Raw genomic sequence first — 14,761 nt, 5'->3', positions numbered from 1 at the left:
ATAGTAGCATGAGTGTTTCATTCTTCATATTGTTTTATTGTGTTCTTCTTTTTCCCACAATTGCATCCCTTTTTCTTCACAAATCCTTGTTGTTGTAATTGTTCTTGATATGCCTGTTGTTGTGCTTGGTGTTGTTGCTGTATATGATACCACTGCTGCAGGTCATATGAATTTTGCCTTGGATTATTGCTCACAGCAAACATCTCCTCTACTGTCAATTCTGTCTATTTACTATATGAACAACTCTTTATTTCCGTTCCCTCATTCTTTTAAACTCCGCTTTTTCTCGTATTATGAAAATATATTATTCTCCCATAAAATATCCTGTAATCGTTTCAATGATTGCTGCTGCTCCTGCAATAGCTAATAATGCAAGTAACGGTTCTGCAACGATAGGAATCCAATTATATAAGACTAATAAAAAAGCACTAACCCATACACCTGTACACCAATAACAGCTTAACAATTCGCCAATCCACTTTCTTAATCCTTTACCTTTCACTTTTGTAAACGTTGATACACTTCCATCCGGCTCCGTAATCTCTAATTCATCAATAAATGGTCTTCGCAAAAAGGCTGTAATTTTATCATAAACAATTAAACGAGTGAGCCTAAAAGCAGCTAACGCAAAAATAAAAAATAAAAGCCAGCTTGTAAACAGCATGATTCCACCTTCCCTTATCCTCTTTCGCCTATTTAAAAAAAAAGGTCTTGAGATTGTGACCAAATCTCCTCGACTCCAATATCTTATTAATGTAAATACAAACAAGAAGATAAGGAGTGACATTAATGAGTTGTAACGAAAATAAACACCATGGCTCTTCTCATTGTGTAGTTGACGTTGTAAAATTCATCAATGAATTACAAGATTGTTCTACAACAACATGTGGATCTGGTTGTGAAATCCCATTCTTAGGTGCACACAATACTGCATCAGTAGCTAATACACGCCCTTTTATTTTATACACAAAAACTGGAGAACCTTTTGAAGCATTTGCACCATCATCAAGCCTTACTAGCTGCCGTTCTCCAATTTTCCGTGTGGAAAGTGTAGATGACGATAGCTGTGCTGTACTACGTGTATTAACTGTAGTTTTAGGTGACAGTTCTCCGGTACCACCTGGTGACGATCCAATTTGTACGTTTTTAGCTGTACCAAATGCAAGATTAATATCTACAACTACTTGCATTACTGTTGATTTAAGCTGTTTCTGTGCGATTCAATGCTTACGCGACGTTTCTATCGTAAAGTAAACTAAAAAACTATTGGGGTGGTAGAAGCTTTCTACCACCTTTACATATTTAAAAACCGGCCATACTAATCGATTGGATATCATCTATAGACAGCCTAATATCTCTCATACTATTTTGCGGCATAATAGATACAATACCATTTCGATACGATATGATCGATCCAACATATGAGACTGTAGCTGTTTTTATTCTGCACCTTACTTTCGGAATGTAATGAGGGCGGTTTAGTAAAAAATGAATTTTTTCATCATTATTCATATCCTTAAATGATTTATTATACGGGACAGTTCTTACTGGTTCTGGTTCTTGCTCTTCTTGCTCTTCTTGTTCTTCTTGTTCTTCTATTTTTTCTTCCACTTGCTGCTCTTCTTGTTGTTCTTGTTCTATTACCTCTTCCACAGCACTACTTACAATATTTTCTTGTCTATTACTTTTCTCTTTTTGATCTTCATTTTCAAAGTTTGTCAGGATAATCCTTTTTATTTTCGGTGCAGCAAGTTCTAAACTTACTTGCGTGATATATAACAACGGTTTTCCAACTGTTGAACTTTTATTTTTATTCTTCACACTCGTCCCTCCCACTTCCATACGTAGCTAAATAAATCGTGTACTATTATAGTTATATTCATCACGTGGTAAGAACTTTCGTTAAAAATCGTTCTTTCTCAGAACAAATAAAAAGGACAATCTCAGCATTTAGAGATTGTCCTTTAAAAATTAATATTATATTTATCCTAGGATATGATACCCTGAATCAACATGAATGTTTTCTCCTGTTACACCGCGTGCTAAATCACTGAATAGGAATACTGCTGTATCGCCAACTTCTTCTTGCGTTGTTGTACGACGAAGTGGTGCGCGCTCCTCAATTTCTCTTAAGATTGAGTTGAAATCGCCTACACCTTTTGCAGATAACGTACGAATTGGTCCTGCAGAAATAGCGTTAACACGAATACCGTGTTGACCTAAATCGTTCGCTAAATATTTCACGCTCGCTTCTAATGAAGCTTTCGCAACACCCATAACGTTATAATTTTTCACAACGCGCTCGCCGCCAAGGTATGTTAACGTTAAAATATTTCCGCCTTCTGTCATTACTTTTTTTGCTTCTCTTGCTACAGCTGTTAAAGAGAATGCACTAATATTTTGTGCAAGTAAAAATCCATCGCGAGAAGTATCTACAAATTCACCTTTTAAGTCATCGCGATTTGCAAAAGCAATACAATGTGCTACACCGTGAATAGTACCTACTTCTTGTTTAATTGTTTCAAAGCAAGCTGTAAGTTCCTCATCATTCGTTACATCACAAGGTAATACAAGTGATTCTTGTCCTTCTAATGTGTCCGCTAATTCACGAACGTTTCTTTCTAAACGTTCTCCTGCATATGTGAATATTAATTTTGCACCTGCATTATGCAAAGAGCGAGCTATTCCCCATGCAATACTTCTTTGGTTCGCAACGCCCATAACAACAAATGTTTTCCCTTGTAATAGTTCCATGATATATCCTCCCAGAAATACTTATACTTGTTATTAGTACCTGATACTATAATTATAGTACCATAAAACCGCTTAAAGGCAAACAAAAAAGTCATTAACAGAAATTTGTTAATGACTTTTGGTTTCTATAAAAAACCGCTCTAATCCTTCTTCCCAAGACGGCATTTGTGAAAAACCATTTAATCTTAGCATGTTATGTTGAAAAATAGAATATTTGGGCCTCGCAGCCGCAGCCCCGAATTCTTCCGTTGAAACAGGTAATACATTCACTTTCATATTGGCGTACGAAAATATCTTTTGTGCAAATTCAAACCAAGAGCATGAGCCTCTGTTTGATACGTGGTATGTACCGTATAAAGAAGTATGAATGAGCTTATTAATAACCATATTCAAATCCGCCACATACGTAGGAGAGCCAACTTGATCCGCTACAACAGATATTTCATCTCTTTCTTTTCCTAATCGCATCATCGTTTTCACGAAATTATTCCCATATTTACCATATAGCCACGATGTGCGAACGATAAAATATTTATTATGTAACTCTTTGACGAACTGCTCCCCCGCATACTTAGAGGCCCCATATATATTTATCGGCGCTGGACTATGAAATTCGTCGTATCCATCTGGTCTGGCGCCTTGAAATACATAATCAGTACTAAGATAAACTAGCTTCGCCCCTACTAATTGTGAAGCAACCGCTACATTTCGAGCTCCGATTGCATTTATTCTATATGCAAGATCCTGTTCTTTCTCCGCATGATCTACTTTCGTATAGGCAGCACAATGAATAATTATATGTGGTTTTATTTCTTGTACCACTTGTTGTATTCGGGATATATTTGTCACATCTAATAACTTTTTATCAAATGGATATATATCATATTCTTCAGAGTCTAACTCTTCAAATAGTTGCTTTCCTAATTGACCGTTTGCTCCTGTTATGATAACCCTCTCTTTCATTTAACATGCCCCTTACTGGTCTTTTAGTGGTTTCCACCATTCCTTATTCTTTTCATACCATTTCACCGTCTCTTGTAATCCTTGTTCAAACGTATATTTCGGTTCCCAATCAAATTCATTCTTCATTTTCTCTGCATCAATCGCATAACGACGATCGTGCCCTAAACGATCTGTAACATATTCAATGTCTTTTTTTGTTTTTCCTAAAAGAGTAATAATTTGTTCCACAACTTCTACATTTGTTTTTTCATTATTTCCACCTATATTATATACTTCTCCTACACGTCCCTTATGCAAAACAACGTCAATCGCACTGCAATGATCCGTTACATGTAACCAATCTCTTACATTTAACCCATCACCATATAACGGTAGTTTTTTTCCTTCCAGTGCATTCGTAACCATTAACGGAATTAATTTTTCGGGATACTGGTACGGCCCATAATTGTTAGAACAACGCGTTACTATAACCGGTAATTGATATGTTTTATAGTAAGATAGAGCTATCATGTCCGCGCTCGCCTTACTTGAAGAATATGGACTATTTGGAGCTAACGGCGTTTTCTCTGTGAACTTCCCTGTTTTTCCTAAAGAGCCATACACTTCATCCGTTGATACTTGCACAAGTTTTATATGCGAATATTTTTTAACTAGTTCTAATAAAGTGACCGTCCCAATTACATTTGTATCATAAAAAGGAATCGGATTTTCAATACTACGGTCCACATGTGATTCAGCTGCAAAATTTACAATCACTTGTACATCCCGCTCTTTTATAACGTGTTCTAATAGCTCTCCATTTTGAATTTCTCCCTTTACAAAAGAGTAATTCGGGTGATCCTGAAGAGATTTTACGTTATTTAAATTCCCGCTATATGTTAATGCATCGTAATTAATAATTTTATACGTTTCATAACTTTGTAGCATGTAATGAACGAAATTACTTCCAATAAATCCAGCCCCACCTGTTACTAATATATTCATAAACAACGCTCCTACTTAAAAACTATCTTCATATTCCTCTAATAATGGTAATATCTGATCCTTATCGGACAATATAGGATCGGTTACTGGCCAAGGAATTGCTAAATCTTTATCTTCCCAAAGTAATCCTGAGTCATGCTCTGCGCTATAATATTCATCTACTTTATACATAACGATAGTATGCGGAACAAGCGTGCAAAATCCATGCGCAAACCCTTTTGGCACTAGTAATTGCCGATGGTTATCTGCACTTAAAATATATCCTTTCCATTGTTTAAATGTTGGTGATTTTTTTCGTAAATCAACGATAACATCATAAATTGCCCCTTGCATAACTTGAATGAGTTTCGTTTGTGCTTTCGGTTTTTTTTGAAAGTGTAGTCCCCGAATCGTTCCTGCCTTAGCCGAATAAGATACGTTATCCTGTACAAATGAATACGTTATCCCTAATGTTTCTAGCACCTGCTTATTATAACTCTCTGAAAAAAAGCCACGCTCGTCTCCAAACAACCTCGGTTCTAACAATTTTGCATCGGTAAAATTTGTTTCTACAACTTTCATATTCTCACCTATTCTCCGTTAAACTGTTTCCCAAAATTAATATCACGCGCTAACGTATTCGCCTTTTGAAGCGAAGCATGAGTTCCCGCATCAGTCCACCAGCCGTTCATTTCATTATAAGTAAGTACCCCTCGTTTTAAATACCAATTATTTATATCTGTAATTTCAAGTTCTCCCCGTGCAGAAGGTTTTAATTCTTTAATATAAGAAAAGACTTTCGAATCATACAAATAAATTCCCGTAACCGCATAAGAACTTTTCGGCTCTTTCGGCTTTTCTTCAATTTCAACTATTTTTCGGTTTTGAATATGTGCTACGCCAAATCTTTCGGGATCTTCTACAGATTGCAATAGCACTTTCGCACCTTCTTTTTGATTTGCAAACTCTTCAACATACGGAAGAATATCATCTGAAAAAATATTATCCCCTAATATAACTACCATACGATCATTCCCGACGAAATCTTCACAAAGCCCTAACGCCTGTGCGATCCCGCCCGCTTTATCTTGCACACGATACGTAAAGGAAACCCCAAATTCATGACCACTCCCTAAAAAGCTAACAACATCCCCCATATGCTCTTTACCTGTAATAATCATAATATCTGTAATATCGCATTGTTTTAGCTTATATACCGCATGATAAATCATTGGATACCGACCAACAGGAAGTAAATGTTTATTCGTTACTTTCGTTATTGGATATAATCTCGATCCAGTACCACCTGCTAAAATAATTCCTTTCACTTTGCATCTCTCCTTTATGATGGAGATAATATATCTTTGTAATGTTCTACAAACACTTTCCGGTACTTCTCATATGTATCCGCATCAAACTCATCCCCGTTGTAATGAATACACCATAAATTTGCTTGATTTGGGATACCAATTAAATAACCAGCCCTTTGAAACTCTAAAGACTGTGACACATCATAAAAGTGAAACCCTTGAAACAAATCTTCTCGCCACGGAATATCATACTGCGTTGCCATGAATAAACCATCAATTGCCTGAACTGACAAAAATGGTTGATTACCATAAAAAACCTGATCTAAATTTAATAGTTGATAATTCTGTCTTCTATACTCAATCACTTTCCCTACTAAATTTTTTCCTTCCCACCATATCCCGTTATTCGGTAAAAACTGAGCCCCAGCGACTCCTATTAAACCAAGCTTTTCATTTTCTTTAAAAAGAGATATAAGTGTAGAAAACATGTCTCGATTAATAAGATATGTATCTTGATGTATATACACTTTGTATTTCGCTGGATATGAAAGAGCTCGGTTGTATGCACTTGCCATACTTTGCGCATCTCGTATCGGAAAAATTTGCACGACATAACCAGGGGGAACAAAAATGTTTCTTATTTGGCTCTCACATTGTTTGAAAAGCTCCTCATTATTTACACAAACAACGACTAATATTGTATGATCTTTCATTTTTGTCCCCCCTTTTATTCTTCCTTATTTACATCTGACATATAGTGTTCCACAAATATTTTCCGATACTTTTCATAGTTCGTCATATTCACATCAAAATGATAATGGATACACCAAGCATCGCGCTGTACAGGTACACCGACTGTATATCCTGCTTTTCTAAATTCAAATGATTGAGATACATCATAAAAATCAAATCCGTCAAATAAGTCTTCTCGCCACGGAACATCATATTGTGTCGCCATTAATAAACCATCAATACATTCTACAGGAATAAATGTTTTTGATTCATGATACGGTTGTTCTAAACTTGCCATATAAAACAAATCATTCATATAACCAATGACTTTCCCTACAATTCCACGCCCTTCGTTCCATACGCCAGTCGGAGGAACATATTGCGCTCCAACCATCCCAATCATCCCAAGGTTTTCATGTTCCTCAAATAATTGAAGTAATCCGTATAAAAAAGCCCTATTTATAATAAAAACATCTTGATGTAAATACACTTTATACTTCGCTGGATGCGAAATGGCTTGATTGTATCCACTCGTCATACTTTTCGCATTTCGAATCGGCATAAATTGGACAATATACCCTGGCGGTACTAACAATTGCAATATATGTCGCACGCAGTTTGCATACAATTTCCGATCATTTATACATGTAACAAATAATATTGTTTTGTCTGCAGCACTCATAATTGTGATTTTTCAGCTTCAATAATATACTGAAATACAACTGTCTCAGCCATGAAGCCACTTCCAAGACGATATTTTTTACAAATTCCATATAACTCCTCAATAAGCGGCTCATACATTTTATGATCAACATATACACGATCTACTTTACTAATTGAATATCCTGCTTTTAAAAACATTCTTAGCATTTCATTGAATGTAAAGAAACGAATATGTGTTTTATCTAATAAACCATATTCTGTATACGTCCAATTTCCAGCAAGTAAGGGAGCTAATACTGAAATATGAGCAACGTTTGGTATACTTGCTAAAATCACACCATTTTGCTTTATATATGGCTTAACCTTTTCAATCACAGCCCACGGATCAAATAAATGCTCTAATACATCCCCAAATAGGACGCAATCAAATTGCCCCTCCTCATAAGGAAGATCTATTTTTTCTATATCCCCTAAAATAACATGATCTAGTCTTTCCTTCGCTTTTTCTGCCGCCTCTGGAAATGCCTCTATTCCTGATACACGTGTACCGTTTTCTTTAATAGCTGCTCCCAATGCACCGCTCGAACAACCAATATCAAGAACTTCTTTCCATTCCTTTTTTATATGCTTTAATAAATTCGGATTCGCTGCATTATAATAATGCTCGGATTTTTCTTCATATAAAGAACTTTTTTCGCGATTCATTTCACACACTCCTTATGCAAATTGAATTAGAAATATAAATCTCATATGAATTCTATAAAGTGCAGATTTTGTTCATCCCCCAATGATTATTAGCCCGCAAATAGCAGTATAAAATCTTTTATTTATATTGGTTACGTTACTGATACTCTAATATATAACCAATCTATTAGAGTTAGAATAGCGATAAATCATTTCTAAAAAACGAAACCTATTACACTTTATATGGTTTATCAAAAACTCCCCGAAAATATTTACGGTTATATTCAATTGCAGCATTATTCGGAACATAAGAAGCTGCTAATTCATTGTAATAATACGCTTTATCCTGCTCCCCTAACCTGCTATAACAAATACACATTTGTAAATAGGGTAGCCATGTGTAGCTAGCTGGACTATGGAAAGGACTTTCCGTTGCCATTGGTACTTCCGTAGCAAGTTTAAACCAAAATATCGCTTCATTATATTTTTCTTGTTCCATATATATATATCCTATTCTTGTACAATTCTCTCCTCTAGGGACGTCATACCGAAACGACTTCACACAAGATTCGATTGCCTTCTCCCACATTCCGAGCTTTGCATAGCAATCTCCTAACTTACCACATGCATAAATTTTCTCTTCATACCATCCTTCGTCTTGATTAAGAAATGTTTCATATAGAAGAACTGCATCATCATATTTTTGGTTATCCGTAGATTCATTTGCGTAATAAAATAAATCTCTCGGACTTAATTCTTCACCTGCCGCTACAGTATTTTGAAAAATTTTCAAATTACGATTTGTTACTTTTTTTTCTTTTTTATGTGTAATAGCAACATTACTACTAAAAACCTCACCAGAAATAGCTAAATACTCATGAACCTTTCCAAACCATTGAAATTGTTTTTCACGCTTTACAAGTCGATTTCTTTTTGTACAATATAAAGGTTTCCCGTTAGAATCCATTGCAAGATGATAAGGCATCGAAACAGCATCAATTTTAGGATCTAATTCTCTTTTTAAAAGTTTCAATGCTTCTTGAGCATCTTCTAATAAGACATCATCTGCATCTAGCCACAATATATACTCTTGCGTCGCTTTTGAAAAAGAAAAATTTCTTGCTGCTGCAAAATCATCAATCCACTGGAAATCATATATGTTAGAAGTGTATTTCTCTACGATTTCTTTCGTTCGATCGACGGAACCTGTATCAACTACTATAATTTCATCCACAATTTTTTCAACTGTTTCTAAACAACGGGCTATTGTCTCCTCCTCATCTCGAACAATCATACATAAACTAATTGTAATTCCTTGCTTGTTCAACATAATCACCCTCTTCCAAATCAATCATATGTTATACATATACTAAACTTTCCATTTTTTTAAATTGTTCAAGTAGTTTAAGATTTCTTTTCAATAATTCAAATGTCCGTGTCATTTTCTTTCGGTTTTGCATCTACTATATAATGAACGCTTTATGGAGGTGAATTTATGTCAAATAATAATTATTCAAATGGATTAAATCCCGATGAATCTTTATCAGCTAGTGCATTTGACCCTAATCTTGTAGGACCTACATTACCACCGATACCACCGTTTACCCTTCCGACTGGACCGACTGGACCTACGGGGCCGACTGGACCTACAGGGCCAACTGGACCTACGGGGCCGACTGGACCGACAGGGCCGACTGGACCGACTGGACCGACTGGACCGACTGGTGGCACTGGGACTACTGGACCTACGGGGCCGACTGGTGACACTGGGGCTACTGGACCTACGGGGCCGACTGGTGACACTGGGGCTACTGGACCTACGGGGCCGACTGGTGACACTGGGGCTACTGGACCTACGGGGCCGACTGGTGACACTGGGGCTACTGGACCTACAGGGCCGACTGGTGACACTGGAGCTACTGGAGCTACTGGACCGACTGGGGCTACTGGACCGACTGGACCGACTGGACCATCCGGACTAGGACTTCCAGCAGGATTGTATGCATTTAACTCCGCTGGAATTTCTTTAGATCTTGGACTAAATGCTCCAGTACCATTTAATACTGTTGGATCTCAGTTTGGTACAGCAATTTCTCAATTAGATGCTGATACTTTCGTTATTGCTGAAACTGGATTCTATAAAATCACTGTTATCGTATATACTGCGGCAATAAGTGTATTAGGGGGGCTTACAATCCAAGTAAATGGGGTATCTGTACCAGGTACTGGGGCTACTTTAATCTCAGTTGGAGCACCTATCGTTGTTCAAGCAATTACGCAAATTACGACAACTCCATCATTAGTTGAAGTAATCGTTACAGGACTTGGGCTATCATTAGCTCTTGGTACAAATGCATCTATTATTATTGAAAAAATCGCTTAATTTTTTACTTAGCAGTAAAACTGATATCAGTTTTACTGCTTTTTCAATTTCAAATTCAATCATGAAACATTCGCTATCTACATAATCATATTGTTGTATGACATTTTGCAGGAGGCACAAATATGGAAAGTAAATCTGCTGTTCAGCTTTATCTCGAATTGCTAAAGAAGACCATTTTATTTGAAATATGGTTAGAATATGAGGCATACTTACCCGCATCTCTACATATTTCAAAAGAACTAGAATTCGAACCAGTTACAGTCCCCCTCCCTTTATTCATTAAGCAATATGCTGAAAACCATAACTTAAAAATTGTAAAACCAAATGTTTCTAAAAGTGAACGTCATGATGGAATGGATTGGCCAAGAGCAGCACATAGCATGATTGGTCGAGAACGTATGAACCAATTACAAGAGGCGATGGAAACCGTTGTTCGTGAAAATATAGAAGGTGATTTTATTGAAACAGGTGTATGGCGCGGAGGATCATGCATTTTTATGAATGGTTTTTTACAAGCAAACAACATTACGGATCGTAATGTGTGGGTTGCAGATTCATTTGAAGGTTTGCCAGCACCGAATCTAGAACAATATCCAAAAGATTACGGTGATTATTTACACACATTCGATTACTTACGCGTCTCTTTAGAACAAGTACAAGAGAATTTCAAAAAATATGATTTACTAAATGATCAAGTGAAATTTTTAAAAGGTTGGTTTAAAGATACTTTACCAACAGCACCAATTGAAAAAATAGCAATTGCACGGCTTGATGGTGATATGTACGAATCCACAATGGATGGTCTCGTGAACTTATATGATAAAGTTTCTAAAGGTGGCTATATAATTATCGATGACTACGGGCTACCGCCATGCGCTGAGGCTGTGACAGACTTTAGAAACCAACGAAATTTAAAAGCCCCTATTACTAAAATTGATGTATTTGGCGTTTATTGGAGAAAAGAATAAAAAAAGATTTAATCTATAGGAGATTCCATTTTCACTCATTCTTCTCTCACTTCTAATCCAATTAAGTATTCTTTTTCGGAATCTCCTTACATATAACAATTGTTTTCCTGTATTCTCTCACTACAAATTGAAAATTTTATTAATAGATTTACTGCATCTTCTCATACAAGAAAGGGGTATACTCATGAGTGAACTTAACAAAGAAATGACTTTACTCCCCCCTCCTGAACTCGTCCAATATGTAGGTGGCGACTTCAAAAAGGTTGGAAAAGAGTTCCTAAAGCATTTTATTCAAATTGGTGCTTTAAAATCAAATGAAAAAGTATTAGATGTAGGCTGCGGTGTCGGCCGAATGGCTGTACCATTAATGAATTACTTAAATGATGATGGAGCGTATTATGGATTTGATTTGTTTAAAGATGGAATTACTTGGTGTCAAAATAACATTTCAACTATGCGTAATAATTTTCACTTTGAACATGTTGACATATACAATCAATTCTATAATCCGGAAGGAAAAGAAGATGCCTCTCAATATCGTTTTCCCTATGAAGACGGAACATTCGATTTTATCTTTTTAACTTCTGTATTTACACATCTTCTCCCAAAAGAATTAGAACATTACGTATCTGAAATTGTACGTGTATTAAAAAAAGACGGGAGATGTTTCATTACATTCTTTCTTATAAACCCTGAATCATCCTATTATTTAAATGCAGGACAAAGTACATTAGGTTTTTATCATCGAATCGAAAATTGCTACGTTGTAAATAAAGATATTCCGAATTTCGCAGTTGCTTATCCTGAGACAGATATTTGCAATCTATTGAATAAGTACGGCCTAGAAATAATCAATAAGCCGCATTACGGTTTATGGTGCGGCAGACATGAATATACAAGTTACCAAGATATTGTTCTAACAAAAAAAAGCTTCTGAAAGGAAGTTATGTATGATGAATGAAAAAAACCCACCTCTCGTTTCCATCCTTATTCCTACTTATAATCGGCCTCATTATTTCAAAATTGCTCTAGAAAGTGCATTGGCACAAACTTATTCAAATATTGAAATCATCATCGGAGATGATAGTACAAATGATGAAACAGCAACTTTAATACGCGAACAATACTTACCAAATTATAAAAATATAACATACATTCGAAATACCCCTACTCTAGGACAATTTCACAATGACCTTATGCTCATAGAAAAATCAAATGGTGAGTATATAAATTTTTTAATGGACGATGACGTGTTTTATAAGCATAAAATACAAAAAATGATGACCTATTTTGAGCAAGATCCCAATAAAAATCTTGCTCTTGTTACTTCTTATCGAGTACGCATTGATGATCATGGAAATCTAATAGGTGATTCCCATCCAACACAAAGGTTATATAGTGAAGACACCCCATTAAACGGGATATTTTTAGGTAATTGGATGTTAAAGGGCGGACACAACATTATCGGTGAGCCTACAACTACTTTGTTCCGAAAGGAATTGCTCACTGAACCTTTTGGCACCCTTAAAGAGCGACAATATTCTTGTAGTGTTGATATGGCCTCATGGATTTCTTTACTTTCTAAAGGAAATGCAATATACATTTCTGAGCCTTTAAGTCAATTTCGCTACCATGCTGGACAACAAATACACAATAAGCTCCTTCAAGGTTGTGAAGATTTCACACACCTTGTTATAACAGCAAAAGAATATGGCTTTTTACAAAATACTACGGACTATAGAGCAGCTCTACTTAGTGCTTACCAATGGTGTAAAAGTTCCTTAAAATACTATCTTCATCAACTAGATATTTTTCCTGACGCACATGTACGTCTCTCTCATTGTTTGGATATAATTATTAAAGAGCTAAACAATTAAACTACTCTGCAAAATTAAAAGTGTATGGACTATATGTGAATCATTCGTATAGTTCATACATTCTTTCTCATACTATAAAGTGAAACTTTAATCAGCTCTCACCAATCGGGCTTTTACGGGCAGTTGATCCCCCACCTAACTTCTTCGCTTTCGCTGAATTTTGAGGTGGGGGTCTTACTGCCCATTAATGCGGGATAAAATCCATTACTATAAAGAGCAGTAGAAAGGAATACCTACATTGAAAGATCCAAATTCTCAATATCAAATAGACTACGTATTACTATTTATTTTATTTGCCATTGGGATTGTTAGTTGTTGTGCTATTGCAAGTGCGCAAGCCTCTTTACCGCCATTTTTACAAAACGTCAATTTTGTACTAAAGCAAATCCAATGGTATTTCATTGGATTTATAGCCATTGGTGTTATTATGATTATCGACTTCGATCGTTATCAAAAAATTGCTTGGTATTTGTACAGCTTTGCAATGGTACTACTTATTGGACTAGAACTTCAAGTACCAGGTGCCGTTACAATTAAAGGCGCTACCGCTTGGTACAGGCTCCCAGGCATCGGAAATTTTCAGCCTTCTGAAATTATGAAATTGTTTTTAATTATCGTCATTGGACGAATTATAGCAAATCATAATGAGAAATATTTTTCCCAAACGATACATGACGATTTTTTACTACTTGGAAAAATATTTGCGACAAGCTTGCCACCACTACTACTTATTGCAAAAGAACCAGATTTAGGAAACACAATGGTCATTTCAGCGATGCTTGCAGCAATGATACTAGTTTCTGGCATACGATGGCGTTTTATTTTTGGATTAGTTTCAGGTACTTTCGTTGCTGGATCTACATTAATATATATTTTTTTTACTCACACAGATTTCTTTAAAGCACACATTTTAAAAGAGTATCAATTAAATCGCTTCTACGGATGGTTAGCACCTTACAAATATGATGCACAAGGCTATCAATTAAGACAAGCATTCTTAGCGACTGGATCCGGAGAAATGCAAGGAAAAGGGTGGGAAAATGGACAAGTATATTTTCCAGAACCACATACAGATTTTATTTTCACTAATGTCGCTGAACAATTTGGCTTTCTAGGCGCAAGTGTCATTATTTCTCTTTTTTTCTTACTCATTTTTCGAATGATTCATATTGCTTTAGAAAGTAATGACCCTTTCGGTAGTTACATTTGCGCTGGTACAATCGGAATGTTTACTTTCCAAGTATTCCAAAATATCGGGATGACAATCGGATTACTTCCCATTACAGGGATAACATTACCTCTTATGAGTTACGGAGGAAGTTCACTGCTTACATACATGATTGCGATTGGATTCATTTTAAATGTTCGCTCAAGAACGAAAATCTTTATGTTTAAATGAACAACACAAAAACGCTATATTTTTATCTCTATCCTTTTTTAGATATACTAATGAAAAATACGATG

Annotated in this window: 18 protein-coding genes; 6 read left to right on the top strand and 12 right to left on the bottom strand. The window is 35.9% G+C overall.

Going from position 1 to position 14,761, the window contains the following annotated elements:
- Nucleotides 1-17: 17 nt before the first annotated feature.
- Both ACTL4X_RS06305 and ACTL4X_RS06300 read right to left on the bottom strand, forming a co-directional pair.
- Entirely contained in the window at nt 18-203 is a 186-nt protein-coding gene (locus tag ACTL4X_RS06305; RefSeq protein WP_029948404.1) for a hypothetical protein, read from the bottom strand.
- A 101-nt stretch (nt 204-304) separates the two neighbouring features.
- The gene (locus ACTL4X_RS06300) at nt 305-664 is read right to left on the bottom strand and encodes a DUF1360 domain-containing protein (RefSeq protein ID WP_000899662.1); all 360 of its coding nucleotides are present in this window, start codon (nt 662-664) and stop codon (nt 305-307) included.
- Between the two features lie 125 nt (nt 665-789).
- On the opposite strand from ACTL4X_RS06300, the gene exsY reads away from it, so the two are divergent.
- A complete protein-coding gene (gene exsY, locus ACTL4X_RS06295; protein ID WP_001277744.1) occupies nt 790-1,254 on the top strand; it encodes an exosporium assembly protein ExsY in 465 nt (154 codons plus the stop codon).
- A gap of 48 nt (nt 1,255-1,302) precedes the next feature.
- Here the strand turns inward: exsY and ACTL4X_RS06290 are convergent, their stop codons facing one another.
- The 10 genes from ACTL4X_RS06290 to ACTL4X_RS06245 all read right to left on the bottom strand — a co-directional run bounded on the left by ACTL4X_RS06290 (nt 1,303) and on the right by ACTL4X_RS06245 (nt 9,399).
- Entirely contained in the window at nt 1,303-1,842 is a 540-nt protein-coding gene (locus ACTL4X_RS06290) for a spore coat CotO family protein (RefSeq protein ID WP_086402118.1), read from the bottom strand.
- A 141-nt stretch (nt 1,843-1,983) separates the two neighbouring features.
- Complete coding sequence (gene fabI / locus ACTL4X_RS06285; RefSeq protein WP_000421886.1) at nt 1,984-2,754, bottom strand: enoyl-ACP reductase FabI; 771 nt, start codon at nt 2,752-2,754, stop codon at nt 1,984-1,986.
- Between the two features lie 108 nt (nt 2,755-2,862).
- Nucleotides 2,863-3,717: a dTDP-4-dehydrorhamnose reductase gene (gene rfbD / locus ACTL4X_RS06280; RefSeq protein ID WP_048538157.1), complete on the bottom strand. Its 855-nt coding sequence runs from the start codon at nt 3,715-3,717 to the stop codon at nt 2,863-2,865.
- A 12-nt stretch (nt 3,718-3,729) separates the two neighbouring features.
- On the bottom strand, nt 3,730-4,701 hold the full coding sequence (rfbB, locus tag ACTL4X_RS06275; protein ID WP_001024171.1) for a dTDP-glucose 4,6-dehydratase: 972 nt from the start codon (nt 4,699-4,701) through the stop codon (nt 3,730-3,732).
- Between the two features lie 15 nt (nt 4,702-4,716).
- Entirely contained in the window at nt 4,717-5,262 is a 546-nt protein-coding gene (gene rfbC / locus ACTL4X_RS06270) for a dTDP-4-dehydrorhamnose 3,5-epimerase (RefSeq protein WP_000869415.1), read from the bottom strand.
- 8 nt (nt 5,263-5,270) lie between these two features.
- On the bottom strand, nt 5,271-6,008 hold the full coding sequence (locus ACTL4X_RS06265) for a sugar phosphate nucleotidyltransferase (protein WP_000676157.1): 738 nt from the start codon (nt 6,006-6,008) through the stop codon (nt 5,271-5,273).
- Nucleotides 6,009-6,022: 14 nt separating this feature from the next.
- The gene (locus ACTL4X_RS06260) at nt 6,023-6,703 is read right to left on the bottom strand and encodes a glycosyltransferase family protein (protein WP_000651524.1); all 681 of its coding nucleotides are present in this window, start codon (nt 6,701-6,703) and stop codon (nt 6,023-6,025) included.
- Nucleotides 6,704-6,717: 14 nt separating this feature from the next.
- The gene (locus ACTL4X_RS06255; RefSeq protein WP_001271188.1) at nt 6,718-7,404 is read right to left on the bottom strand and encodes a glycosyltransferase family protein; all 687 of its coding nucleotides are present in this window, start codon (nt 7,402-7,404) and stop codon (nt 6,718-6,720) included.
- Nucleotides 7,401-8,090 (bottom strand): class I SAM-dependent methyltransferase, encoded by a 690-nt coding sequence (locus tag ACTL4X_RS06250; RefSeq protein WP_001078432.1) that lies wholly within the window; start codon nt 8,088-8,090, stop codon nt 7,401-7,403. Before ACTL4X_RS06250 ends, ACTL4X_RS06255 begins: the two co-directional genes overlap by 4 nt.
- Nucleotides 8,091-8,301: 211 nt before the next feature.
- Entirely contained in the window at nt 8,302-9,399 is a 1,098-nt protein-coding gene (locus ACTL4X_RS06245) for a glycosyltransferase (RefSeq protein ID WP_000932913.1), read from the bottom strand.
- A 165-nt stretch (nt 9,400-9,564) separates the two neighbouring features.
- Between ACTL4X_RS06245 and ACTL4X_RS06240 the strand changes: the two genes are divergently transcribed.
- From ACTL4X_RS06240 to ACTL4X_RS06220, 5 genes are all read left to right on the top strand, one after another.
- Nucleotides 9,565-10,452: a BclA C-terminal domain-containing protein gene (locus ACTL4X_RS06240; protein WP_088322298.1), complete on the top strand. Its 888-nt coding sequence runs from the start codon at nt 9,565-9,567 to the stop codon at nt 10,450-10,452.
- 122 nt (nt 10,453-10,574) lie between these two features.
- A complete protein-coding gene (locus ACTL4X_RS06235; protein ID WP_000444381.1) occupies nt 10,575-11,420 on the top strand; it encodes a TylF/MycF family methyltransferase in 846 nt (281 codons plus the stop codon).
- Between the two features lie 184 nt (nt 11,421-11,604).
- Nucleotides 11,605-12,357, top strand: coding sequence for a class I SAM-dependent methyltransferase (locus tag ACTL4X_RS06230; RefSeq protein WP_001292843.1), 753 nt, complete (start codon nt 11,605-11,607; stop codon nt 12,355-12,357).
- Between the two features lie 13 nt (nt 12,358-12,370).
- Entirely contained in the window at nt 12,371-13,297 is a 927-nt protein-coding gene (locus tag ACTL4X_RS06225; protein ID WP_000980807.1) for a glycosyltransferase family 2 protein, read from the top strand.
- A 238-nt stretch (nt 13,298-13,535) separates the two neighbouring features.
- A complete protein-coding gene (locus ACTL4X_RS06220; RefSeq protein ID WP_000654702.1) occupies nt 13,536-14,696 on the top strand; it encodes an FtsW/RodA/SpoVE family cell cycle protein in 1,161 nt (386 codons plus the stop codon).
- Nucleotides 14,697-14,761 lie beyond the last annotated feature (65 nt).

It is taken from the genome of Bacillus sp. RE35, assembly GCF_052146655.1.
Taxonomy (GTDB): domain Bacteria; phylum Bacillota; class Bacilli; order Bacillales; family Bacillaceae_G; genus Bacillus_A; species Bacillus_A cereus.
The sequence above is the reverse complement of the archived record's forward strand: the minus strand, read 5'-3'. Positions and strand labels throughout refer to the sequence as shown.

Excerpts from the sequence above, each read along its gene's own strand:
- ACTL4X_RS06290 (WP_086402118.1), bottom strand. The coding sequence starts at position 1,842 with ATGGAAGTGGGAGGGACGAGTGTGAAGAATAAAAATAAAAGTTCAACA.
- rfbD (WP_048538157.1), bottom strand. The coding sequence starts at position 3,717 with ATGAAAGAGAGGGTTATCATAACAGGAGCAAACGGTCAATTAGGAAAG.
- rfbB (WP_001024171.1), bottom strand. The coding sequence starts at position 4,701 with ATGAATATATTAGTAACAGGTGGGGCTGGATTTATTGGAAGTAATTTC.
- exsY (WP_001277744.1), top strand. The coding sequence starts at position 790 with ATGAGTTGTAACGAAAATAAACACCATGGCTCTTCTCATTGTGTAGTT.
- ACTL4X_RS06300 (WP_000899662.1), bottom strand. The coding sequence starts at position 664 with ATGCTGTTTACAAGCTGGCTTTTATTTTTTATTTTTGCGTTAGCTGCT.
- ACTL4X_RS06240 (WP_088322298.1), top strand. The coding sequence starts at position 9,565 with ATGTCAAATAATAATTATTCAAATGGATTAAATCCCGATGAATCTTTA.
- ACTL4X_RS06235 (WP_000444381.1), top strand. The coding sequence starts at position 10,575 with ATGGAAAGTAAATCTGCTGTTCAGCTTTATCTCGAATTGCTAAAGAAG.
- ACTL4X_RS06245 (WP_000932913.1), bottom strand. The coding sequence starts at position 9,399 with ATGTTGAACAAGCAAGGAATTACAATTAGTTTATGTATGATTGTTCGA.
- ACTL4X_RS06305 (WP_029948404.1), bottom strand. The coding sequence starts at position 203 with ATGTTTGCTGTGAGCAATAATCCAAGGCAAAATTCATATGACCTGCAG.
- ACTL4X_RS06225 (WP_000980807.1), top strand. The coding sequence starts at position 12,371 with ATGATGAATGAAAAAAACCCACCTCTCGTTTCCATCCTTATTCCTACT.
- fabI (WP_000421886.1), bottom strand. The coding sequence starts at position 2,754 with ATGGAACTATTACAAGGGAAAACATTTGTTGTTATGGGCGTTGCGAAC.
- rfbC (WP_000869415.1), bottom strand. The coding sequence starts at position 5,262 with ATGAAAGTTGTAGAAACAAATTTTACCGATGCAAAATTGTTAGAACCG.
- ACTL4X_RS06255 (WP_001271188.1), bottom strand. The coding sequence starts at position 7,404 with ATGAGTGCTGCAGACAAAACAATATTATTTGTTACATGTATAAATGAT.
- ACTL4X_RS06230 (WP_001292843.1), top strand. The coding sequence starts at position 11,605 with ATGAGTGAACTTAACAAAGAAATGACTTTACTCCCCCCTCCTGAACTC.
- ACTL4X_RS06260 (WP_000651524.1), bottom strand. The coding sequence starts at position 6,703 with ATGAAAGATCATACAATATTAGTCGTTGTTTGTGTAAATAATGAGGAG.
- ACTL4X_RS06250 (WP_001078432.1), bottom strand. The coding sequence starts at position 8,090 with ATGAATCGCGAAAAAAGTTCTTTATATGAAGAAAAATCCGAGCATTAT.